The following is a 25374-nucleotide window of genomic DNA, read 5'->3' as shown; positions in this document are numbered from 1 at the left end:
TGAACAAACGCAGAAATTTAATTCACCCCCATTCTGTCAGTCGGGGCATAGTTGCATGTTATTTGATAAGCTATCTACACCGGCGGCAAGTTGAAAACCGCCGGATGTAAACTGAATTATCAACAAAGTGCGTGTAATAAAAACGAACGGACCATTTGTTGCGTAAATAGCAATGTCTGCTACATTTGGAAAAGTTCCGCTGAGAAACAGTAACTTTATCGTAAACGGACAACAACTACGCGCTATCAACTATTGACGGACGAAACGTATGGATGCAAAATTTTCACCCCGTGTTAAGGATGTAATCACTTTTAGCCGAGAAGAAGCACTTCGGCTTGGGCATGATTATATCGGCACCGAGCATTTGCTGCTTGGCATAATCCGCGAAGGCGAAGGCAGTGCAGTACGCCTGCTGAAAGGCCTGAGTGTTAACCCTGCCGAACTGCGCCGCGAAATTGAAGGGCTCACTGCCGGTGTGGCCCGCAAAAGCAATAACAATCTGGGCAATATTCCGCTGGTGAAACAGGCCGAACGTGCCCTGAAAATCACCTATCTTGAAGCCAAGATTTTTAAAAGCAGCGTAATCGGCACCGAACACCTGCTGCTGTCTATCCTGAAAGACGAAGACAGTGTGGCCACTAAAGCACTGCATAAATTTGGTATTGATTACGACTCCGTGAAAAACGAACTCGAAAACGGAGTGCCTGGTGCTTCCGAAGAAAGCGGAACCAGCTCGCCCCGCTCTGAATTCCCTGGCAGTGCCGGCGACGATGACGGCGACGACGACAGCACCTTTGGCAGCAGTCAGAAAAAGATTTCTGATTCGAAATCCAAAACACCGGTGCTCGATAACTTTGGCCGCGACCTCACCAAGTCGGCCGAAGAAGGCAAACTGGATCCGATTGTGGGACGCGAAAAGGAAATTGAGCGCGTGTCGCAGATCCTATCCCGCCGCAAAAAGAACAACCCGATTCTCATTGGTGAACCCGGCGTAGGTAAATCGGCCATTGCCGAAGGTCTGGCGCTGCGCATCATTCAGAAAAAAGTATCGCGCGTGCTTTTCAACAAACGTGTGGTTGCGCTTGATCTTGCTGCGCTTGTGGCTGGCACCAAATACCGCGGCCAGTTTGAGGAGCGTATGAAAGCGGTAATGAATGAGCTTGAGAAATCGCCCGATGTAATTTTGTTCATCGACGAAATTCACACCATCATTGGTGCCGGCGGTGCAAGCGGTTCGCTTGATGCATCCAACATGTTTAAACCCGCCCTTGCACGTGGCGAAATCCAATGCATCGGCGCCACCACACTCGACGAATACCGTCAATACATTGAAAAGGACGGCGCCCTCGAACGTCGCTTCCAGAAAGTAATGGTTGAGCCCACCTCGATCGACGAAACCATTCAGATATTAAATAATATCAAAGCGAAGTACGAGGATCACCACAACGTAAACTACACCGAAGAAGCCATTAAGGCCTGCGTTACACTTACTTCGCGCTACATCACCGACCGCCATCTGCCCGATAAGGCTATTGATGCTCTTGACGAAGCCGGTTCGCGTGTGCATATTACCAATATCAAAGTACCCCAGCAGATACTTGATATTGAAGGTGAAATTGAGCAGGTGAAGGAAGAAAAAAACCAGGTAGTGCGCAGCCAGCGTTACGAAGAAGCTGCACGCCTGCGCGATAAAGAACGCCAGCTTAACGAACAGCTTGAAGCGGCAAAGAAAAAATGGGAAGACGACAGCAAGAGCCAGCGCGAAACGGTAAACGAGGAAAATGTAGCCGAGGTTGTTTCCATGATGACCGGCATCCCCGTTCAGCGCGTGTCGCAAAACGAAAGCTCGAAGCTGGCTGTAATGTTTGATCAGCTTAAAGGTAAAGTAATCGGTCAGGAAGAAGCCATCAAGAAGGTTGTTAAAGCCATTCAGCGCAACCGTGCCGGCTTAAAAGATCCGAACAAACCAATCGGCTCGTTCATCTTCCTCGGCCCTACCGGTGTGGGTAAAACACAACTTGCCAAAATCCTGGCCAAGTATCTGTTCGACAACGAGGATGCACTCATCCGTATTGATATGAGTGAATACATGGAGAAGTTTGCCGTATCGCGCCTTGTGGGGGCTCCTCCCGGCTACGTGGGATATGAGGAAGGCGGACAGCTCACTGAAAAAGTACGTCGCAAGCCTTACTCGGTTGTGTTGCTCGACGAAATAGAGAAGGCACACCCCGATGTATTTAACCTGCTGCTTCAAACGCTTGACGACGGACAGCTTACCGATAGTTTGGGGCGTAAGGTGGATTTCAAAAACACCATCATCATTATGACCTCCAACATAGGTTCACGCCAGCTGAAGGATTTTGGCCAGGGTGTGGGCTTTGGAACAAGCGCCAAGCAGGAACAGGCCGACGATCATGCAAAAGGTGTTATTGAAAATGCACTCAAAAAAGCTTTTGCGCCCGAATTCCTGAACCGTATCGACGATGTGGTGCTCTTCAACTCACTCGGTCGTGATGAAATACACCGCATTATTGATATTGAACTCGAAAAACTCGATAAGCGCATTGCAGCACTCGGTTATACCATAGAGATTACGGAGAAAGCCAAAGACTACATTGTAGAAAAAGGCTACGACGCAAGTTTCGGTGCCCGCCCGCTCAAACGCGCCATTCAGAAATATATCGAAGATCCGCTGGCCGAAGAAATCATTAAATCAGGCGTTTCAGAAGGTGATTCGGTGATGATTGACCTGAATGACGAGACAAAGGAGATTTCGATTGCGGTAAATAAACCCAAATCGAAAAAGAAACCGAAAGAAGAATAATTTTCAGGTTTTTGAATGAATTGTTTACTGCAGAGGCTGGTCCGGAGAGGATCGGTCTCTGTTGGTTTTTATACCTATTCTAGTTTATCGGGGAAAAGCGGGAAGAGGAGTAATATTCAGATTATAAAGCAAACGTTTTAGCAGTTTCAGAAATAAACCCGTTTTTATTCACATGCCAACACCTTGCTGGTGAGGGTAATTACCCCATAAGTACAATAGAATTAGTTAGGGTCTGCCTTACTTCGTATTCTAAAATATTATACTTTCGGTGCATTAACCACCTTGCCAATTAAACTCCATGAAAAAACAACTACTTAGTATCGGGTTGGCGACCGGGCTTAGTCTTTCGCTTTTTGCGCAGACTTCCTCAACCCAGACCTTCAGCTTCACCGGAGGCATGCAAACCTTTACGGTGCCTTGCGGAGTAACTTCCGTATTTATTCAAACCTGGGGAGCCCAAGGCGGCAGCGGCGCACTTGGCGGCAACAACGTGGCTGGCGGCGCTGGCGGTCTTGGCGGCTATGCCGAAGGCTTCCGCGCGGTGAGTCCCGGCGATGTGCTCAATATTTTTGTGGGCGGACAAGGCACCACCCCCGCAGGCGGCTTTAATGGCGGCGGCAGTGGCGGCGCACAAAATGCCGGCGGCGGCGGCGGCGCATCGGATGTACGCGCAGGCGGAACAGCCGAATCCAACCGTGTTATCACAGCCGGTGGCGGCGGCGGCGGCGGACGTGGCGGCTGTCACGAAGGATCGGCCAACGGCGGAATTGGCGGAAACGGCGGCAGCGGCGGCGGCGGTGTGGGTTTTGACGGCAACGACTCGCCCCAGTCATCGGGCTTCGCCGGTGGTGGCAAAGGCGGCAATTTCGGCAACATACAGGGTGCTGCAGGCCCGGCCGGTGTAGGTTGCAGCGGATTCCTCGGTCAGCCCGGAATAGCTGCTACTACTGGTACAGGCGCTAACGGCGGCGGCGGACAAACCTGCTGCTGCTCCTCATCCAACTCGGTTGTAGGCGGCGGCGGTGGCGGCGGCGGACAACTTGGCGGCGGCGGTGGCGGCGGTGGTTCGGCCGGAACCACAGGCTGTGCAGGCAACTCAAAAGGTGCCGGCGGCGGCGGCGGCGGAGGTTCTTCCTTTATCGGCGGCGTAACCAGCGGTGTGGTGACAAACGGCATCAGAACCGGAAACGGTCAGGTTAGTATTACCTGGAATCTTCCCATCCCTTCTTCACACACCATTACCGGATCAACCACCCTTTGTGTGGGAGCAATAACCACATTTACCTCTTCTATCGATCTAAATTCAAATATCTACAACTGGACTGCACCTGCAGGCCTTACCTTATCGAGCGGTCAGGGAACAAACATAATTACTGTTCAGGCCAATGCTGCCGGAAGTTATTGGGTGGGTGTTCAGGGAATCAACACGGTTTGCTCATTAAGCGGCCCCATCGATTCGGTTCAGATTACTGTGAATGCGTTACCTAACGTAACAGCCTCTGGTACCGATGCCTGTTTGGGCGGAAGCAATTCACTCACCGCAAGCGGCGCAGCTACGTACATCTGGCAACCGGGTAACTTATCGGGCGCAACGGTGAGTGTAACCAATTCCTCCACCACAAGCTATACCGTTACCGGAATCGATGCCAACGCCTGCTCCAATACTGCAATCGTTTCGGCCGTGGTAAATCCCCTGCCCAACGTAACCAGCAATATACCCGCTATTACTATTTGTGCCGGCGATAGCCTGACTCTTGCCGGTCAGGGTGCCTCCACCTATGTGTGGACGGGTAGCATTACCAACAACGTTCCGTTCTTCCCCACAGCTACAACCACATACACAGTTACCGGAACTGATTCTTTGGGCTGTTCAGACACGGCCACTTCAACGGTTATCGTAAACCTGCTGCCGGTTATTACGGCTACCGGGCCTGCTACAATTTGTGCAGGCACTCCGGCTGCGCTTACTGCGGCAGGGGCTGTTTCGTATGTATGGCAACCGGGCAACATAACGGGAGCAACCATAACAGTAACTCCTTCTGCCACCTCCACCTACACAGTTACCGGCACCGATGCCAACGGCTGCACCAACACCTCAAACGTAACCATTAACGTGAATGCGCTCCCGCAGGTAAGCATTTCGGCGCTCACTGCACGTTGTATCGACGACGGTTCATTTACACTCACCAACGGACAGCCCTCAGGCGGCACATACAGCGGCCCCGGTGTGAGCGGCAATGTATTCAGCCCTGGCAGCGCCGGTGTGGGTACACATACCATCACCTACAGCTTTACCGATGCCAATGGTTGCATTAACACGGCTTCTACCAATATTGTGGTGAATGCCTGTGTGGGAATCTATGAGGGCACACCCTTTGCCAGCGTGGTGTATCTGCCCAATCCGGCAACAGAAGTGCTTACCATCCGTTGGGACAACACCCAACTGAATGCCCGAGTAATCGAGGTGTATGACATCAGCGGCCGCATTGTAATGACACAGCGTTTAAACGGCAGCAATTCAGCCGAATTCAACGTGATTGAACTTCCTGCCGGCAACTATAGTTTTTCACTTATTACCGATGCGGGCGAAAAAGCCACGTTTAAATTCGTAAAACAGTAATTCAATCAGAAGTATCTGAAAATGAGGCTGCCAAGTTTGGCAGCCTCATTTGTTTTGTAGCTGCAATACTGGTATTCATCTATATTTTTTGCAGTTTTATAAGAAAGAATTATCACAAAATCAGCATAAACACTTGGCATTCCCGGTCATTTTAATCTATTTTTACGGCGTCAAATTTATCCCCCTATTAATTCTAAAACCATGAGAAAACTAATACTCAGTTTAAGTCTGTTGCTGGGACTCAGCACTTTTGCGCAGGCTCAAACATCAAACTTCAACTTTACGGGAGGCATCCAGACCTTTACGGTGCCCTGCGGTGTTACTTCTGTATTTATCCAAACCTGGGGTGCCCAGGGCGCTGCCGGCGCAAACGGTAATTCTAATCTCGGCCCGGTAGTTGGCGGCGGCGGTGGTTTGGGTGGTTATGCCGAAGGCTGGCTTGCCGTAACACCCGGCGATGTGCTTAATATTTTTGTGGGTGGCCAGGGATCTACTCCCGCAGGCGGATTTAACGGTGGCGCCAACGGCGGTTCGCAGAATGCGGGCGGCGGCGGTGGCGCAACGGATGTGCGCGTAGGTGGTACTGCCGAAGCTAACCGTGTAATCACAGCCGGTGGCGGTGGTGGCGGTGGCCGTGGCGGCTGCGAAGGATCACAAGGTCCTGCCGGTGTAGGTGGTACTGGTGGTGCTGGCGGCGGCGGTCAGGGTGCTAATGGTGTTGCATCACCCACATCTGGAGGTAGTGCCGGTGGTGGTTTTGGAGGCAACTTTGGTGCCGTGCAGGGTGCTTCTGGCGGTGCCGGTGTAGGTTGTTCAGGCTTCCTGGGTTCGCCCGGAGCAACGGCAACCACAGGCTCAGGCGGTACTGGCGGTGCCGGACAAAGCTGCTGCTGCTTTAGCTTTAGTTCTATTCCCGGCGGCGGCGGCGGCGGCGGTGGCCAGCTTGGCGGCGGTGGCGGTGGCGGCGGTTCAGCCGGAACCTCAGGCTGCTCTGGAAATGATAAAGGCGGTGGAGCCGGCGGCGGCGGCGGTTCAAGCTACGTAGGTGGCGTAACCAGCGGCGCGGTTAACCCCGGCATCTGGCTCGGCGATGGTCAGTGCACCATTTCATGGACGGTTCCCATTCCCCCTACACATACTATCACCGGCCCCTCACTTTCTTGCATTGGTGCTTTTGACACACTTACAATTGCTACCGACCCCTTCTCTACATTCTACACCTGGACAGTTCCTGCCGGTTTCAACTTTGTGTCTGGTCAAAACACCAACAGCATTGTAGTAGCGGCAGTATCACCCGGTCTGCACACCATTTATGTATATGGTGTAAACGGCAACTGTAACCTTGTTGGCCCGACCGATTCAATCGTGATCAACGTTCCCGCTCCTCCGCAGGTAACGGCCAGCAACAACGGCCCTGTGTGTCTTGGCGATCAGGCCACACTCAATGCTACTGGATCTATTGGCGGTTCGTTTGAGTGGCTGCCCGGTAACCTGAGTGGTGATTCGGTAGTTGTTTCACCCACATCAACCACCACCTATTCTTGTGTAATTACCGATGCCAACGGTTGTACAAACCTTTCTACAACCACAGTAACCGTAAATACACTGCCCACCATTACCGCTTCCGGCGCCACAATTTGTGCCGGCGATTCAACCACGGTAAATGCTGCAGGCGGATCAACCTATTCATGGCAGCCCGGCAATTTAACAGGTTCATCGGTGCTTATTACACCTGCCACCACCACAACCTACACCGTAACCGGAACAGATGCTAACGGTTGTTCAAGCACCGCACAGGCTACTGTGACCGTGAATCAGCTTCCTGTTGTAACGCTTAGTGCACAAGGGTCACATTGTGTGGATGATGCTTCGTTTACCCTTACCGGTGCTTCACCCGCTGGCGGTGTATTCAACGGCCCCGGTGTGAGCGGCAACCAGTTCTCGCCCGGTACTGCAGGCGTAGGTTCGCATCCCGTAACCTATACCTTTATTGATGTAAACGGCTGCGTGAATTCAGCTACAACCAACGTTGTTGTAAACGGTTGCGTAAGTGTGGGCGAAAACCCTGCATTTGCCAGCGTAAGCTACCTGCCCAACCCGGCTACCGATGTGCTCATGGTACGTTGGGACAACGCCAAAGTAAGTGTAAACACCATTGAAGTGTATGATGTAAATGGTCGTTTAGTACTTACTCAGGCTACCGGCAGCAACAACCAGGCTCAGCTCAGCGTAACCGAGCTGCCTGCCGGCACCTACACCCTTACACTCATCAGCAGTGCAAGCGGTAAGTCGAACTACACCTTTGTAAAACAGTAAGTTTTACCGGTATCCGATTAAAACGGGCAGCCCAACCGGGCTGCCCGTTTTTTTATCACAAAAGAGCCGTGTTGAAAAATCCGGCCTCCTGATTTTGATGTAGTTTTATCACACCAAACCATACCCCCATTTCAAAGAAAAAGATCTTCTCACTCATTTCACTTGGCCTTTGGGCTGTTGGTGGCTACGCGCAAAATCCGGCCACGTTTACGTTTCCCTACACGGGGAGTTTTTCATCGCTCCCGGTTCCCTGCGGCGTTGATTCAGTATTTATCCGGGCCTGGGGCGCGCTGGGCGGCAACGGCGGATATGTAGAAGGCTGGTTGCATGTAACGCCCGGCGATTTACTGTTTGTAAATGTAGGCGGCGCGGGCACAGTGCCTGCCGGTAATTATTCACTTAACGTGAGTGATTTACAAAAACGCAGGGCGGCATACTCATTTGTAAAGAAATAGTTTTTCCAACCTAATATTTAAGAGGCAGCCTGAATACAAGGCTGCCTTTTTATTGATATACTCTGAAAATGTATTGCGTGTACGGCTTGTTTTTCAATATTTGTAATCCTATTCAACCAACGCCTATGCCACGCAAACCCTCTTTCCGCGAGAAACTTCAGTACAAATTCGAGAACACGCTTTCGGCCGGTTCCATTGCCATTATTACGTGGCTGGCCATAATTTCGTTTATTACTGTGGTGCTGGCTGCGGCCGTAATTCTTATTGCAGGCATTGACGCTACGCCCGACAGCGATGAGCATGTTTCTTTTATTGAAGCTGCATGGGGCAGTCTGATGCACGCCATGGATGCCGGCAATCTGGCCGGCGATTCGGGCTGGGCGTTGCGTATTGTGATGCTTTTAGTGACTATTGTAGGTATTTTCATTGTGTCGTCACTAATCGGGGCAATTACCTCCGGGCTTGAATCGCGCATTGAGGAAATGCGGAAAGGGCGTTCGAAAGTATTGGAACAGAATCATACTTTAATTCTCGGCTGGTCGCCTAAAATTTTCACGGTAATACACGAACTGCTTATTGCTAATGAAGAAAAAAGCCGTCCGCGTATTGTGATTCTGGCCGACAAGGACAAGGTGGAGATGGAAGACGAAATTAAAGCCCGTTTTCCGCAAACCGGTAAAACCCGGATCATCTGCCGTTCAGGCAGTCCGCTTGATCTTGACGATCTGGAGGTGGTAGCACCGCATGATGCGCGAGCAATTATTATTGTATCGCCTGATGATGTGGAAGGCCCTGATACGTATGTCATCAAATCAATACTGGCCATTACCAACAATCCCAAACGCCGCAAAGCGCCTTACCACATTGTAGCCGAACTGCGTGAGGAGAAAAACATGGAAGCTGCGCAATTAGTTGGAAACAAAGAGGCCGTGCTGGTGCTTTCGTCTGACCTGATTGCGCGTGTTACGGCGCAAACCTGCCGTCAATCAGGGCTTAGCGTAGTGTACACCGAGCTTCTTGATTTTGAGGGCGCCGAAATATATATGCGCGAGGAGCCGGGGCTTACCGGGAAAACTTACGCCACGGCGCTGCACGCATATCCCAATGCCGCAGTAATGGGCATTTTCCGGAAGGACAATGAGCTGTTGCTCAATCCGCCCGCAGGCACCGAACTTGAAGCGGGTGATTCACTGGTGTACATTGCCGAAAATGCCGCTGCAGCGGTGCTGAGTTCGCCTCCGGGTAAAGTGAACAATGCCGCCATTCAATTGCGCACACCGCAGGCGGCTGGCACCGAACGCACGCTGGTGCTGGGCTGGAACGAAAAGGCACCCTCAATTATCCGCGAGCTGGATACTTATGTAGCACCCGGTTCTGAAGTAACCATAGTGTGTACGGGCGATGAGGCCGAGCACGCCGCCGCAGAACTTGCGCCCAATTTAAACAGGCTCCGGCTCAGTTACCACAATGCCGATACTACGCAGCGCGCAGTGCTCGACAGTCTTCAGGTAGAAAGCTACAACCACATCATTCTGCTTTGCAACAGCCGCATTGATGTGCAGGAAGCCGATGCACAGGTGCTTATTGCCCTGCTCCATCTGCGCAGCATGGCCAGCCAGAAAAAACGCGATTTCAGTATTGTGAGTGAAATGCGCGACATCCGCAACCGCACGCTGGCCGATGTAGCCCGCGCCGATGATTTTATTGTGAGCGATAAGTTAGTGAGCCTGCTCCTTTCTCAGCTCTCAGAAAACAAACGTCTGGAACGCGTATTCAAAGACCTGTTCAGCGCCGAAGGCTCCGAAATATATCTTAAGCCGGTAAGCGACTACATCGAAACCGGCATTCCGGTTAATTTCCATACGCTTATTGATGCCGCACTTTCAAAAGGCGAAACTGCCATTGGCTATCGTATTGCCGCGCTGAGCGATGATGCCGAAAAAGCCTACGGTGTAAAGGTAAACCCTCACAAGGACGATGAAATAACTTATACCGAAGGCGACAAGGTGATTGTACTGGCTGAAAATTAGTAGTTTTTTAATTTATTAAATAATTCAATTGCTCTCAAATACCAAAACGCATCCTGCATTGTTTTTCAGCTCATTTGAATTTGCATTACATGTAATTATCTGAAAAATCGCCTTTCCTTGCATCTGAATCAACCAACATAAGTTTGTCTGGTTTCAGTAGATTTATATGTTCATGCGAATGCATTGTTAGTATGGGGAAAGTCCGTTTTTACACTTCGCGTAAATTCTGGAAGCGGTTGCTGCTTTCAGTGTTTCTTGTTCCTGTGCTTCTTTTTGCGATAGTGCTGGGTGTGGTGTACTGGAAACAGGATGAAATTACGAAGCGCCTTCTTGAAACACTGAATGAAGATATGAACGGCCAGATTACAGTGGCCGGTAGTCATATTGCGCCTTTTGCAAATTTCCCTTACATCTCAGTTGATCTCGAACAGGTAAAACTTTTCGCCACAAAAAACACTGCCGGAAAACCGGTGTGCGATTTGCGTGATGTATATGTGGGTTTTGATATCTGGTCGGTATTGAGCAGCGCGTTTGAAGTAAAGTCAATAAAGCTCAGCAGCGGGCATTTGCATCTTATTCAGCATAAAGACGGGAAATTGAATATCTCCGAGCTTTTTGCTTCGCGGAATGATTCAACCACGGATACGACTTCCATTGTTTCGTCACTTAAACTCAATTCGATTCTTCTCGATTCCATTCACATTACCAAGCTGAATGAAGAAAATGGTGTATTGCTTAGCAACCGTATTGATAAGGCTAAGGTAAAGGCAGAGCTGAATAACGATTTTTTTGATGTGGAACTCGAGTCGGCCATGTTGTTTACCCTTGTGCATAAAGGCGATACAAGCTTTTTGCACGATAAACATATCGAACTGAACGCGGGGTTGCACATTAACCACAAGACCGGAAAAATTACCCTCGATCCTTCGGATGTGAAAATTGAACGGGCGGTATTTTCAATGAAAGGCTCGGTAGATGTAAAAAAGGATATGTTTCTTGATTTGATGTTTTCAGGCAACAAACCCAATTTTGAATTGCTTCTGGCCTTTGCTCCTCCTGAGTTGACTCCTTTTTTTGAGCAGTATGACAACCGCGGACAGATTTATTTCGATTGCTCAATAAAAGGGCCGAGTATTAATGGTTTACAGCCAGCTATAAATGCCACATTTGGTTGTAAGCAGGCGTATTTCAACAATACTGAAACAAAGAAAAAGCTCGATCAGATGCAATTCAGGGGAACGTTTACCAATGGTGCTGCCCGAAATGCTTCTACCATGCAGTTTACCCTTCAGGACTTTTTTGCAAAGCCCGATGCCGGCAAGTTCAGCGGGAACCTAACGGTTACAAACTTCACGGCTCCTGACATTGATTTGAAGCTGAATTCGGATTTCAATCTTGAGTTTTTAGCACGGTTTCTGAATATTAAATCGCTCAGCGAACTGAAAGGTAGAATTGTACTTGATATGAGTTTTCACGATCTCATTGATCCGAATTTTCCAGAGCGCAGTATTGAGCGGTTAAATGAGTCGTATGCCACTACGCTGGAAGTAACAGACCTGAGCTTTCTCAGTTCTAAACTTCCTATTCCGCTGAATGATCTGGATATGAAAGTGCACATGGACGGGCATGCTGCCTTGATAGATTATTGCCGTCTGAAAATGGGTAACAGCGATCTTTCTTTATCAGGAAGTGTAAGCGATTTGCCTGCAATAATTCATCATACTTCGCGGGAAGTGGAATCTAAACTTGAGCTAAAAAGTAATGTACTCGATCTGAAACAGCTTACTAAAAGAGACAGCAGCAAGGGAAATCCGGTGGATGAAACGATTAAGAATCTGAGTATGAATCTACGGTTTGTGAGCTCGGCAAAGGCATTTACAGAATCGCAGCATTTGCCCACAGGCGAGTTTTATATTGAAAATCTTTTTGCCGACCTGCAGCATTTCCCGCATACGCTGCACGATTTTCATGCCGATCTGCTCATTGATACTGTCGATTTTAATGTAATCGACTTCAGCGGAATGATTGATGAAAGCGATTTTCATTTCAATGGTAAACTTTCGCATTACGATAAATGGTTTGTACCAAATCCTGCCGGTGATACCGAAGTAGAGTTTGATCTCACATCGAAATATTTACAACTAAGTGACTTTTTCACTTATAAGGGCAAGAACTATTTGCCCGATGACTGGGCAAAGGAAGAAGTAAAAACGTTCAAGCTTCACGGTCTGACCCGCATGCATTTCGAAAACGGCTGGAAGTTTGTGGATTGCCGGCTTGAGCATTTGCAGGGTGCTTTTTCTGCGCATCCAATTAAACTGAACAATGCTTCAGGACGTTTGCATTGGGAAAAAGATCAGTTTACCATTGAAAACTTTGCAGGTAAAATGGGGAAAACGGATTGGACGGTAAATGCAAGTTATTATTCGGGTAATGACAATTCAAACCGTAAAAGACGTGATAAGTTTTCATTGCAATCGTCGAATCTTGACTTTGATGAGTTGTTCAGCTATTCTGCCGGTAAGGATAAGAAAGATAATGCGAGTAAAGCTGCGCACGATAGCGTTTTTAACATTTATACCCTGCCGTTTCCCGACATGGAGGCTGACCTGCGGATTGGTCAGTTAAATTATCACAAGTATAAACTAAGCGGATTTACAGCCAAATTGCATACTACACCTGATCATAAACTGGAAATAGACACGTTGTACACCGGAATTGCCGGGGGGCAACTTAACCTGAGCGGCCGGTTTGATGGGAGCAATCCCTCACATATTTTGTTTTATCCGGCAATGCGTTTGCAACGGGTAAATCTTGATCAGCTGCTTTTTAAGTTCGATAATTTCGGGCAGGACTACATCCTTTCCGAAAACCTGCATGGCATTGTAAGCTGCCGGATTTCGGGTTATGTGAGGATGCACGCTGACTTAATTCCGATGCTCGAAGAATCGGATCTTAAAATTAATGCCGAAGTAATAAATGGCAGCCTGAATAATTATGCCCCCATGCTGGCACTCAGTAGTTATATGGGCGACAAAAACCTGAATGCCGTTCGGTTTGACACGCTCCGTAATGAATTTACATTCAAAAACGGCCTGCTGAAGATTCCGCAAATGACCATTAACTCTACCCTTGGCTTTCTGCTGCTTGAAGGCGAACAGCAGATAACAGGACAGGAACACATGCAGTTTCATTTCAGAATACCGCTTCAATTAGTTACAGGTGTGGCACGCAATAAACTTTTTGGACGCAGAAACAATACTTCCGGTGATCAGCAGGCGGATGAAATACAGTATATGGATGAAGATAAACAAACCCGTTTCATCCACCTTTCGCTCTCCGGTACTTCAGATAGTTTTACGATTAAACCGGTTAAACCGTCGAAAAAGAAAGTAATATAACTGCATTCAGATTGTTTAACACATTCTGTTTAGGTAAATTGCTTTTCCGATTCAATATCCTGAACTGATTGTATGAAAACGCATTTACTTACTCTACTTGCATTGTTAAATAGTATCGCTGCCTTTGCGGCAAAGCCAGATCCGTTTCCTGTCGGCTGGAGTGAACTTCGCGTAGGCCGTCACTACTCGGCTGTAAGCCATTTACTCCGCAAGTCAACCACCGAAGTCCCTCTGATCACCCAAGTTTCCTGGCATTATTACTACTATACACAGGGGCTTGCAATTGATAATTCAGCGCTTAAAAGACAGCAGTACACACTGAATCCCGATGGCGATTATAAATTTTACCTCGGTGTGCCGGTGCAGATGATTTATGTGGATTTTGATCAGAACGATCGTATTGCGGCAATCAGTTTATTTTTCCCGAACGATTTTTCGTGTAAACTAAATGAAGCCTTTTGTAAGGAAAATAAAGTAAAGGAAATACCTTGCCGAAATCAGCGCAGTGAAGCAAGTTATGTGTTTAACAAAGACAGTTTGCACTATGAGTTCTTTTCCAATCAGCTTATTGATAGTGTGTATATCGGCTACACGATTATTCGTTTTTCGGGCGGCCCGCAAACGATTGCTGATGAAGTGCGGCATGTGAAAAAACTTTCGGCTGGTACTATGCACTATACTTTTGATTTTAACGGATTCGGAGAATTTACAATTGGTAAAAGCCTGGATGAACTCAAGCCATTTCTGGAAAATGAACCCGGTTTCGATTACTACACACTGGCCGGCAATTATTCAACCGATGATTTCAATCGTGAATTGCCTCGTAATTGCTGGCATCCCCGCTACAATTATACGGGTTGGAAAAAATACGATTCGATAGATGTATTGGTGTTGGATTTGTTTTTTGATGGGAATAACAGGCTTAAGCGCATCAATATTGTGATGCGGGACACACCTGAGAATAGAAATTATCTGATGCAGAAAATGACAGATCAGTTTTCATCACCACATTTAGTTCAACGCACTACTGTTTCGGCAGATTACTGGCAAGGATCGTGGAATATTAAACGCCGGCAGATAAACCTGTCAGCCACATACCGAAGACCCGGAGCAAGGCAGGGCCCTCCGGCGGTGATTACGCTTTCCATTACGGAGCATTAGTGGCTGTATTCTTGCGAAATTCCAACTAATTGATGCGCGTAAGAATTCATTTTGTTTACATTTGCTCAGTATGAACACACAGTATAACCCCGGCCTTCATTATCTGGCTACGCTGCAAAGTAAAGACAGCGATTTGCTGAAAGATATGCAGTTGTTCAGGGAATGGCTGGATGCGCAAATTGTAACGCATCACCTTACACAAGTGGGCGATGTATGGCATCGTTTTCCCGATGCCGGTTTTACTGGTGCAGTAGCCTTAACCGAGTCGCATATTTCCATACACACCTGGCCGGAATACAATCTGGCTACGTTTGATGTGTTTTTATCCAACTTCAGCCGCCGGAATGATGCAGTTGTAGTACAGCTGGCGCAGGATATTGCGCGTTACTTTAAGGCTGAATTAAGTAATATTCACCAGATAGCACGCTGAAGAATGGGAGTTGCAATGCTTCAGCAATGTGTATCATGCGGCGTACAGATTAAGATGTATGCCGGCGATGAGGTAATGGTATGCCATGCCTGCAATAATTGTCAGCAATGGGATGCAGCCACATCTTCATACGTTGTTACAGGAAAAATGCCTCCGCTACCCAATGTGCTTGCCCGTTTGTGTGTGGGCAGCCTTGTTAATTATGAAGGCGAGCAGTTTGTAGTAAGTGGCGGAGTATATCAGAAGTATGACGAAGGATACAGTATGTTGTGGGCTGCACACAGCACGAGAGGCATAATCTGGATTGAAGAAGAAACCGGTGGCATCATGGTGTTTCATCCGGCAAAGGATATTTTAACGGACGAGCAGAAAAAGCGGATTGCTGTGGGTAAGCCTATTTTGGTTTTTCCCAACAAGGAATTATTTACGGTAACAGCAATTTTGAATGTGGATTCGCGAATTGTTACCGGAAGTATGCCGCTTGCCGGGCTGGATAAGCTGTTCATTACAATCTGGATGCAGAATGATGTGGGCGCTGTATTTAGAATGGCGGTGAATAAGGAACTTACCGGAGTCGCTTTCATCGGCAAAACGCTCAATGCTGAAAGCCGTGCCGTGTTTCTGAATAAAACACTTGCTGCAAACACAGCGGCGCCGCTGGTGGCCGAATATGCCTGTCCGGTTTGCCGCCACACCATCCCGTCATACACCGCGCAACAGCACTCGCATCTCAGCTGCAGCTCGTGCTTTAGTGTGCTGGCCGCTTCGCCACGCGGGGTTTCGGTAATTAAAAACAGGGGAAAGGCATTTCAAACAAGTGCTACGTTTAAACCTGGCGACAAAGGTATTGTTGAAAATGTGCATTGGACCATTACCGCCATTCACGAGAAACAGGAGGCCGGCACTTCTTATTACTGGCGCGAATACACGCTTTTTCATCCTGAATATCCGATACATTTCCTGAGTGAATTTGACGGACACTGGACTTTTCTTTCTCCTGTAGAAGGAATGCCCGTGAAGAATAATTTTGAACTGACGTATGAAAACCGTCGGTATGATCTTTTTCTGAAAGGAAATGCGGTGCTGCGCACAGCGGTTGGAGAACTTGCCGGCATTCCTAATTTCAAGAACCGGATCAGCACACAGGAATTTGTATCGCCTCCTTACCTGATGAGCAGCGAGTTTGATTTCAGCACGTTTGGCTGGTATAAGGGGCGCTATATATCACGGCAAGAGGTGGCCGCTGCGTTTGGTAAAAAAGAAACGGATATGCCTGTGCAGCATGGCATTGGTTCATCGCAGCCTGCGCCGGAGTGGCTTATTCCGCAGAAAAGATTGCTGGCATCCTTCCTCCTGCCCCTGCTTATTCTTACGTTGCTTCAGTTTGTACCGGGGCATAAAAGTGCTGTGGTGTACAGCAGCCGGCACACATTACCCGACACACTTACCACCTCTTTACCTGTTGTTACACCTCCATTTACGCTTGAAGACGGAAATAAAAACCTGGAGGTTGCCCTGAATAGCGATGTAACCAATAATTGGGCGGAGTCCTCTGTTGTACTTATTAATCAAAGCACATTGGTGGAATATGCCACCAGTGTTGGCTCGGAATTTTACACCGGCTTTGATGACGGAGGACATTGGGAAGAAGGCAGCCGAACCAATGAGGCGCTGCTTACGGCCATTCCCGAAGGGCGATACAGGGCAGAAATAACGTTAAACAGAGGCAAAACCAATGAAACGGGCAAAAACATAGAACTACTGTTTACGCGCGATGTGCCAACCGTGAGCAATTACTGGTGGACGGTGCTTGCAATTGCACTTTTACCGGCTTTACTCCTGCTGCGCCGTCACCTGTTCGAGAAACGCCGCTGGAGCAACAGCGATTATTCGTAATACGAATGCCATGAAAAAAATACCTGCGGGACTTTATATCTATTCGGCGCTTGTGCTGATTGTGCTGGGCACATTTGTGTATGCCCAGCGAAACGGCATATTGTATTACAACAGTTCCGACAATGAAAAATTTGATCCGAAAGGCAATCCTTACGGCTCAGGAAACCGGGGAAACACCTATTACCGTCATCATAAATAAACGAAAGTCATGAATGAGTTTCTTTCAACCAAACCGTTAATCAGTTCGCTGGTTTATTCCGTTATCGGAATAGCTGTGCTGGTATTTGCTTTCTGGGTTATTGACCGGCTAGTGGTACGGCATAACCTGTGGAAAGAAATTGTGGAAAAGCAGAATACGGCATTAGCTATTCTGGCTGCCGGTTTTATGCTTGCGCTGGGCTGGATTATTGCCGCAGCCATTCACGGATAACGGGCCATGCAATTACTGCTGCTGCTTGCCGTTTTTGTGGTAGCCACGTGCGGACTGGTGTATGAACTGGTTGCGGGCACGCTGGCAAGCTATCTGCTTGGCGATTCGGTTACACAATTCTCTACCATTATCGGTGTTTATCTTTTTGCGATGGGCATCGGCTCGTGGCTTTCACGCTATTTCGAGCGCAACCTGCTTGGCTGGTTTATCCAGATTGAAATTCTGGTTGGGTTGATTGGCGGCTTCAGTTCGGCGCTGCTGTTTTATCTTTTTCCGCATATCGAATCGTTCAGGCTGCTGCTTTATTTGCTGGTGGGGATTACCGGCACGCTGGTGGGGCTTGAAATACCGCTGCTGCTGCGCATATTAAAAGACCGCGTAGCGTTCCGCGATCTTGTGTCGAAAGTATTTACGTTTGATTATATCGGGGCGCTGCTGGCTTCGGTAATATTTCCGTTGCTCCTTGTGCCTTATCTCGGGCTCATCCGCACGTCGATGCTGTTTGGCCTTATGAATGCCGGTGTGGGGTTGTATCTTGTTTATGCATTTCGCGCCGAGCTCCCTACCAGACGTTATCTCGCCATATCGGGTATCACGTCAATACTGGCACTGGTGGCAGGCATGGTGTATGCCGACAGGATTATGGAACAAACCGAAGAAACCACCTATCAGGCCAATGTCGTGTATTCGGCTTCCACACCTTACCAGCGCATGGTACTCACCAAAAACGGCGATGAACTTCGTTTGTTTTTAAATGGCAACCTTCAATTCAGTTCAACTGATGAATACCGCTATCACGAAGCATTAGTCCACCCGGGAATGATTCAGGTAAACAATGCACAGCGCGTACTTGTGCTTGGCGGAGGCGATGGTTTGGCGGTGCGGGAATTGCTGAAATACCCGTCGGTAAAACAAATCGTACTGGTTGATCTTGATCCGCACATGACGGGGCTTTTCTCTTCGCACCAGCTGCTTACTTCGCTTAATCAACGCTCATTGCTTTCCAGTAAGGTAAACATTCAAAACACCGATGCCTTCCGCTGGTTGTCTGCAAACCGGCAACTTTTCGATTTTATTGTGGTTGATTTTCCCGACCCGTCCAATTACTCCGTAGGTAAACTCTACACCAAAACATTTTACGATATGCTTCGCCGCACACTTTCGCCCGGCGGCATGGCGGTAATACAATCAACCTCTCCTTTTTATGCTCCGCAATCGTTCTGGTGTATTCACCAAACCATTGAATCGTGCGGACTCACTGTAAAGCCTTATCATGCGCTGGTGCCGTCTTTCGGCGAATGGGGTTTTATGCTTGTTCAGCAGGAAAACAAGCCGTTGCGCACAACCGGTTTCCCACCGGGGCTTCGCTTTCTGGACGAACCCACATTTGCACAACTGTTTCATTTTCCCAAAGATATGGCCCGGCGTGAGGCAGAGGTGAACCGGCTTAACAATCAGGCACTGGTGCATTACTTTGAAAAAGAATGGAGCAGGGTAAATTAAACAAGCCATTCTCTGTGCAGCTCAGTCGCAGTGCGTTTCTACAGCGGCTTGTGCTGGCTGCGGGGGCATCACTCCTGCTTCCGCGTTGCCATACCCCGCACATCAATAAACCTGTACCCGGAAAGCTTACGGGAGCAGGCAGTGATCTGGGACACAAACTGCGTACCGGCAATTTTCCCGCTCATTCGCGCACCGAAAAAATAAGTACGCTTATTATTGGCGGCGGTGTGGCCGGGCTATCTGCCGCACGAAAGCTGAAGCAGGCCGGCATTCCGTTTCTGCTCATTGAACTGGAAACAGAAACCGGTGGTAATGCCAGAGGCGGAAGCAATCCGGTATCGGCATTTCCCTGGGGAGCGCATTACCTGCCCCTTCCCCACCCTTCGCTTACTGAACTGACAGCTCTGCTGCAGGAAAACGGCACGATTACCGGTTTTGATGCAAACGGGAAACCTTTGTACAATGAATTGCATCTGAGCTTTGAGCCACAGGAGCGGTTATTCATCAACAGCCGCTGGCAAAATGATTTAGTGCCGCACTATGGATTAACCGCAGAAACGGCAAAACAGATAACGCGTTTTCTGCAACAGATGGAGGTTTACCGCAAAGCCACCGGCAGCGATGGTAAACAGGCTTTCACCATTCCGCTCAACCGCAGCAGCGCCGACGAACAATATCGCAGTCTCGACAGGTTGTCGATGCAGCAATGGATGACCCGCCAAGGTTATACGGCTTCTGAGCTGCTGGAGTATGTGAATTATTGCTGCCGCGACGACTACGGCACTACACTTGAGGAAACATCGGCGTGGGCGGGCATACATTATTTTGCCTCGCGGCATGCCGAAGACGAACAAAATGAAGGCTCCGTAATTACGTTTCCTGAAGGCAATGCACGGCTGGCGAATACCCTGCGCGAGAAAATTGGTTCACATATCCGCACCCGGCAGGTGGCTTTTGCGGTAATGCCGGGCGAAAACGAATCGCTGGCAGATGTTTGGGATGCCGGAAGCGGCCTGACCACACGCTATGAAGCCCGGCAAATTATTCTTGCCGTACCCCAGTTTGTGGCTGCACGGCTTCTGAAAGGTAGTGCTACACGAAACCTTGCCGGATTCAGCTATTCGCCGTGGATGGTAGCCAATATTACGGCGAAGGAATTTTACAGCAATGGTGCTGTGCCTTTGAGCTGGGACAATGTGATTCACGGAGGCAGATCACTTGGCTATGTGAATGCCTGTCATCAGCAACTGCAAATGCCCGGCGATGAATTTGTATTTACGTTTTATCTGCCGCTCTCACACCTGCCGCCATCCGAAGCAAGAAAGGAAGCTAGCGAACTTACCCACGCGCAGTGGTGCGAACTGATCATTGCCGAACTTGAGCAGGCGCATCCCAATGCCCGCAGCTGCATCAGTAATATTGATGTATGGCTTTGGGGACATGCCATGATAAGACCATTGCCCGGCTTTGTGTGGAGCGAAAGCCGTATGCGCGCAGCTGAATCAATCGGCAACTGTATTCATTTTGCACATTCCGATCTGAGCGGTATTTCTATTTTCGAAGAAGCATTTTATGCGGGAATTGCTGCGGCTGAAAAAGTATGTGCCAATCTTTTGCCGCATGAATAAACAACCGTGGATACATTCGCCGCTGGCCGATGGTTTGTTTATTCTTTTCCCGCCGCTGCTGGGACTGCTGCTCATTATGCTGTTTCCGCAATGGTTTGGCGAACAGCAGCCGGTAAACACAGCGGCATGGATTGTACTTGTGTTGTGCATAGATGTGGCGCATGTGTACAGCACACTTTACCGCACGTATTTCGATAAAAGCCTGATGCGGGAGCGTAAATGGCTGCTGCTGGGAATTCCGGCTATATGTTATGTGGCTGGCGTATTGCTTTGCCTGATTGGTATGCAATGGTTCTGGCGTGTGGTGGCTTATGTGGCTGTGTTTCATTTTGTGCGCCAGCAATATGGCTTCATGCGCATTTACTCGCGCCGCGAGACCAAAAGCTGGAAAAGCCGTATTGATTCGGTGGTCATTTATGCCACCATGCTTTATCCGCTGCTGTGGTGGCATTTGCATCCCGGCCGCGATTTTCACTGGTTTGTAGCCGGCGATTTTGTGCAACCCCGTATTGCGGCTCATGGCATTGCGGTCGTGGCGGGAATTATCTATTTATTGTTGCTCGCCATTTGGTGTGCAAAAGAAATAACACAGTACATACAAACACGCAACTTCAATTTCCCGCGCGCTGCATTAATTGCAGGCACTGCCGCTTCGTGGTATTTTGGTATTGTCCACTATAACGGCGATATGACCTTTACGCTGCTCAATGTGATTTCGCATGGTATTCCGTATATGGCGCTCATTTGGTTTTACGGCAGGCGCACATACACGGCTGAACGCCAGCCGTGGTTACAAAAACTCTTCAGCGTGCGTATGCTGACAGTTTTTGCCGGTTTGCTGCTTGCATTTGCTTTTGCCGAAGAATGGCTTTGGGATATACTGGTGTGGCAGGAAAGGCCGGAAGTGTTTGGTGAATTGAATTTCAATTTCATTTCAGAAAACAGCGAGCTGCTTGCCCTTATTGTACCGCTGCTTGCTCTGCCACAACTTACACATTATGTGCTTGATGGCTTTATCTGGCGAATATCTCAAGACGAACGGGTAAAAAATGTGCTTTGAGGGCAACACAAGGCGCGAAAACTTCTCATCGCTTGCTGGTTTGAATTCCGGGAATCCAACGTGTTTTTTCACACCGAAACCCAATGCTTGTTCAGCAGGTAAAATAAATTAATTATCTTAAGACAAGAATCTCCCCGATCCTCTCACCAAACTCAACACCATGTTTAAAAAAATTAGCGCATTTGTACTCGCCTTTGCTGTAGCTGTGTCGGCCGGAGCTGCTGTTTATACAGGCGCCGATGCACAACGTGTAGTGCCGGGCACCAAAAAAGTAGTCATCAGCGATGAGCGGCAAACACTAGCTTTTGCCGTTTTTGAACAACCATTAACAATAAACACCGGCTTTGAAAACTGGCTTAAACAACTATTGAAGGCTGGAAACGAAACCCGCTTTGAACTATACGCTACTGAGAATGACAAATATGGTATGGTTCATTACCGCTACCGACAGTTGTATAACCATGTACAGGTTGAAGGGGGCGTGTATTACGTACATACACGAAACGGCAAAGTAGTTTCTGCCAACGGTGAATATTACAAAGGAATCAACGTATCAAACATGCTTCTGCTGAATAATGCACAGGCGCTTGATGCGGCTGTGAAAATTACGGGAGCCACAAAGTACAAGTGGGAAACCGGTGAACTGAAGCGCGATCAGGTAATAAAGGAAGCCGCACTGCGTGTGTGCAAAAATGATGCAGGGCAATGGTTTCTTACCTGGAAAGTGGATGTATTTGCGCACGAACCCATTGGCCGGAACTGGGTATTTGTAAATGCACAAACCGGCGCGCTGGTAGCCAAGCAGCTTCGCATGTATCATATTGACGTGAATGGTGTGGCGGTAACCGGGCACAATGGTGCGCAAACAATTGTTACCGACAGCATATCCCCCACTTCATACCGGCTTAAAGAAACCGGTCGTGGTGGTGGAATACATACCTATTCTCCTGGCCCTACAGATATTTTTGATACTGATAATTTCTGGCAGGCCAATGCCGCGCTTGATGAATTTGCAACCGACGGGCATTGGGGCACAGAAATGACGTATGACTTTTTTAATCAGCGTTACGGCCGTGTGGGACAAGATAATGCGGGTATGCCGGCACTGTGTCAGGTGCATGACGGTTTATATGTAAATGCCTACTGGAACGGCACAAACATGGCATACGGCGATGGCGACGGCGTGGACTATTTCCCGCTCACCTCACTTGAAATTGTTGGCCATGAATACACACACGGTGTAACTGAATTTTCAGCAGCACTGGTATATGCCGGTGAGTCGGGTGCGCTTAATGAATCGTTCAGCGATGTGTTTGGCGCTGCTATACGCTTTACTTACAATCCCACAGCCGGATCCTGGTTTATCGGCGATCAGATTGTGCGCCCCAATAGCAGCGGGCAGCCTTTCCGCAACATGGCAAACCCTAACCAGTTTCAGTGTGCGGATACTTATGGCGGACTCTGGTTCAACAACGGCGATATTGTTCATTACGACAGCGGAATTCAGAATTTCTGGTTTTACCTGCTTTGTCAGGGCGGTTCAGGCACCAACGACCTGAGCAATGCCTATAATGTAACCGCCATTGGCATGAGTGATGCCAGCGACATTACTTACCGCAACCTTACGGTGTATCTCACCCCGAACTCCACGTTTCTGGATGCGCGCGTAGGGGCAGAACAGGCTGCGGAAGATTTGTTCGGAGCCTGTTCGCCGCAGGTTATTCAAACTGCCAATGCGTGGTATGCAGTGGGCGTGGGCGGAATAAATACATACGTGGTAGCTGCTTCTGCAATTCCCTCACCGTTAATCAGCTGCTCGGTTCCGGCAAGTGTAACATTTAACAATACCTCTGCCAATGCCAACGTATTCAGCTGGGATTTTGGCGACAGCAGCCCCTTATCGACACAAAACTCGCCCACACACATTTACAATGCGGCGGGAACTTATAGTGTAACGCTTATTGCTTCTGGAACTGGCTTTTGTTCCGGCATAGATACGACCACATTTACAGTAACCGTAAACAATATTCCCGGACCTATTCCGTCGAGCTGTAACCCGGCTACACAAAACTTCTGCTGCAACCAGGGGATTACACAGGTACAGTTTAATACAATCAACTATTCATCAGCCAATGCCATTGATGGTTTCAGCGATTTTACCTGTGCCGATTCTACCTTGCTCATTGCAGGCGCTACTTACCCGATTACCATACACACGGATGCAAACGGACTTGCAGCGGAGTATGTGGCTGCATACATCGACTACAACAACGATGGGGCATTCCAGACTAACGAACGTATTTACAACACACCGGCCGGTCAACCTGCTTATGTGCATCAGGGAATTGTCAATACGTCGTTTGCGGCTACACTAAACACCCGTTTACGCATGCGTGTAATTTCCGATATTAACACCATTACATCAGGCTGCCACAGTCCGGTACGCGGACAGGTAGAAGATTACATGGTTTATTTTGTAGCGAATACACAGGCGCCCGTTTGCAATTTTACGGTAAACAACAACATCGTGATTGCCGGAGGAAATGCCAACTTCTTTGATCTTTCCAATTTCGCACCCACCTCGTGGAACTGGACATTTACAGGAGCCGCCACCACCTCGTCAACCAGCCAGAATCCTTCAGGTATTGTGTATAACACGGCCGGCATATATCCGGTAAAACTGGTTTGTGCAAATGCATTTGGCAGCGACAGTCTTACACAAATCCAATACATCACGGTTGTAAATGCGGCCAATATCTGCCAGAATCAGTCGCTAAGTACACTTTCCGGTATTTTGTACGATTCGGGTGGCCCTAACGGCGATTATTCCGACAACCAGAACTGTACGTTCACAATTACTCCAACCTGCGCCAATAACCTGACGATCACCATTGATTCAATGGATCTGGAAATTAACTATGATTATCTGTCGATTTACGACGGAACCAGTGCCAGCGCCCCACTCCTGTTTTTCGATGATCAGATGCCATCAAATCCTACGTTCAATTCGGCATCAGGTTCACTGTTTATTGTATTCTCATCTGATGGTTCGGTGACTTATCCCGGGTTTAAGCTCTCCTGGACATCCACCCAGCTTACTGTAGCTCCTTCGCCGGCATTCACCTATCTGCCTGCAGGGCCGCAAAATCTGGTGCCTGTAAACTTTACGGATAACAGCACCAACTCACCCACACAGTGGACATGGAATTTCGGCGACAACACGCCCTCATCGTCACTTCAAAATCCCACACACACCTATTCAGCACCGGGTACTTATACCGTTACGCTGCTGGCATGCAATTGTGTAGGTTGTGATCAGATTTCGCAAACAATTACAATTATGCCCAACGGCATCAGCGAAACGCAGTCAAGTTTGCTCAGTGTGTATCCCAACCCGTTTGCCAGCCAGCTCACTTTCGAACTGCCCGAAGCGATTGCCACCGATCAGATTCAGGTGCGTATTACCGATGCATCGGGCCGGCTGCTCAGTGAAATTCAGCCGCAGCAGCATCGTTTTGCGCTGCAAATGGAACTGGCGGCCGGTGTGTATTTTGCTGAAGTTTGGCAAAACGGCCGCCGGGTACAAACGGTAAAGCTGGTGAAGAATTAATTTATCCTGT

Annotated in this window: 14 protein-coding genes; all 14 read left to right on the top strand. The window is 48.7% G+C overall.

Annotation, left to right across the window (positions count from 1 at the left end):
- Nucleotides 1-268 precede the first annotated feature (268 nt).
- The 14 genes from IM638_20040 to IM638_19975 all read left to right on the top strand — a co-directional run bounded on the left by IM638_20040 (nt 269) and on the right by IM638_19975 (nt 25364).
- Nucleotides 269-2824 (top strand): ATP-dependent Clp protease ATP-binding subunit, encoded by a 2556-nt coding sequence (locus IM638_20040; protein MCA6365334.1) that lies wholly within the window; start codon nt 269-271, stop codon nt 2822-2824.
- Between the two features lie 298 nt (nt 2825-3122).
- Entirely contained in the window at nt 3123-5444 is a 2322-nt protein-coding gene (locus tag IM638_20035) for a T9SS type A sorting domain-containing protein (protein MCA6365333.1), read from the top strand.
- Nucleotides 5445-5645: 201 nt separating this feature from the next.
- On the top strand, nt 5646-7760 hold the full coding sequence (locus IM638_20030) for a T9SS type A sorting domain-containing protein (protein MCA6365332.1): 2115 nt from the start codon (nt 5646-5648) through the stop codon (nt 7758-7760).
- Nucleotides 7761-8340: 580 nt separating this feature from the next.
- Nucleotides 8341-10245, top strand: coding sequence for an NAD-binding protein (locus IM638_20025; GenBank protein ID MCA6365331.1), 1905 nt, complete (start codon nt 8341-8343; stop codon nt 10243-10245).
- A gap of 191 nt (nt 10246-10436) precedes the next feature.
- Nucleotides 10437-13646 (top strand): hypothetical protein, encoded by a 3210-nt coding sequence (locus tag IM638_20020; GenBank protein ID MCA6365330.1) that lies wholly within the window; start codon nt 10437-10439, stop codon nt 13644-13646.
- Nucleotides 13647-13718: 72 nt separating this feature from the next.
- Nucleotides 13719-14807 carry a hypothetical protein gene (locus IM638_20015; GenBank protein ID MCA6365329.1) on the top strand — a complete coding sequence of 363 codons (1089 nt, stop codon included), beginning with the start codon at nt 13719-13721 and terminating at the stop codon, nt 14805-14807.
- Nucleotides 14808-14877: 70 nt separating this feature from the next.
- Entirely contained in the window at nt 14878-15237 is a 360-nt protein-coding gene (locus IM638_20010) for an S-adenosylmethionine decarboxylase (GenBank protein MCA6365328.1), read from the top strand.
- Nucleotides 15238-15240: 3 nt separating this feature from the next.
- Complete coding sequence (locus IM638_20005; GenBank protein ID MCA6365327.1) at nt 15241-17133, top strand: DUF4178 domain-containing protein; 1893 nt, start codon at nt 15241-15243, stop codon at nt 17131-17133.
- A 10-nt stretch (nt 17134-17143) separates the two neighbouring features.
- Nucleotides 17144-17332, top strand: coding sequence for a hypothetical protein (locus tag IM638_20000; GenBank protein ID MCA6365326.1), 189 nt, complete (start codon nt 17144-17146; stop codon nt 17330-17332).
- A 9-nt stretch (nt 17333-17341) separates the two neighbouring features.
- The gene (locus tag IM638_19995; protein MCA6365325.1) at nt 17342-17563 is read left to right on the top strand and encodes a DUF350 domain-containing protein; all 222 of its coding nucleotides are present in this window, start codon (nt 17342-17344) and stop codon (nt 17561-17563) included.
- A gap of 6 nt (nt 17564-17569) precedes the next feature.
- Nucleotides 17570-19066: a polyamine aminopropyltransferase gene (locus tag IM638_19990; protein MCA6365324.1), complete on the top strand. Its 1497-nt coding sequence runs from the start codon at nt 17570-17572 to the stop codon at nt 19064-19066.
- A gap of 14 nt (nt 19067-19080) precedes the next feature.
- The gene (locus IM638_19985) at nt 19081-20694 is read left to right on the top strand and encodes an FAD-dependent oxidoreductase (GenBank protein ID MCA6365323.1); all 1614 of its coding nucleotides are present in this window, start codon (nt 19081-19083) and stop codon (nt 20692-20694) included.
- Nucleotides 20687-21754 carry a hypothetical protein gene (locus IM638_19980; GenBank protein ID MCA6365322.1) on the top strand — a complete coding sequence of 356 codons (1068 nt, stop codon included), beginning with the start codon at nt 20687-20689 and terminating at the stop codon, nt 21752-21754. The genes IM638_19985 and IM638_19980 overlap by 8 nt, the downstream gene beginning before the upstream one ends.
- A 160-nt stretch (nt 21755-21914) precedes the next feature.
- The gene (locus tag IM638_19975; GenBank protein ID MCA6365321.1) at nt 21915-25364 is read left to right on the top strand and encodes a M4 family metallopeptidase; all 3450 of its coding nucleotides are present in this window, start codon (nt 21915-21917) and stop codon (nt 25362-25364) included.
- Nucleotides 25365-25374 lie beyond the last annotated feature (10 nt).

The sequence above is a fragment of the Bacteroidota bacterium genome (assembly GCA_020402865.1).
Taxonomy (GTDB): Bacteria; Bacteroidota; Bacteroidia; order Palsa-965; family Palsa-965.
Note: the sequence above shows the minus strand (reverse complement) of the source record. Positions and strands in the feature narration are given on the sequence as shown.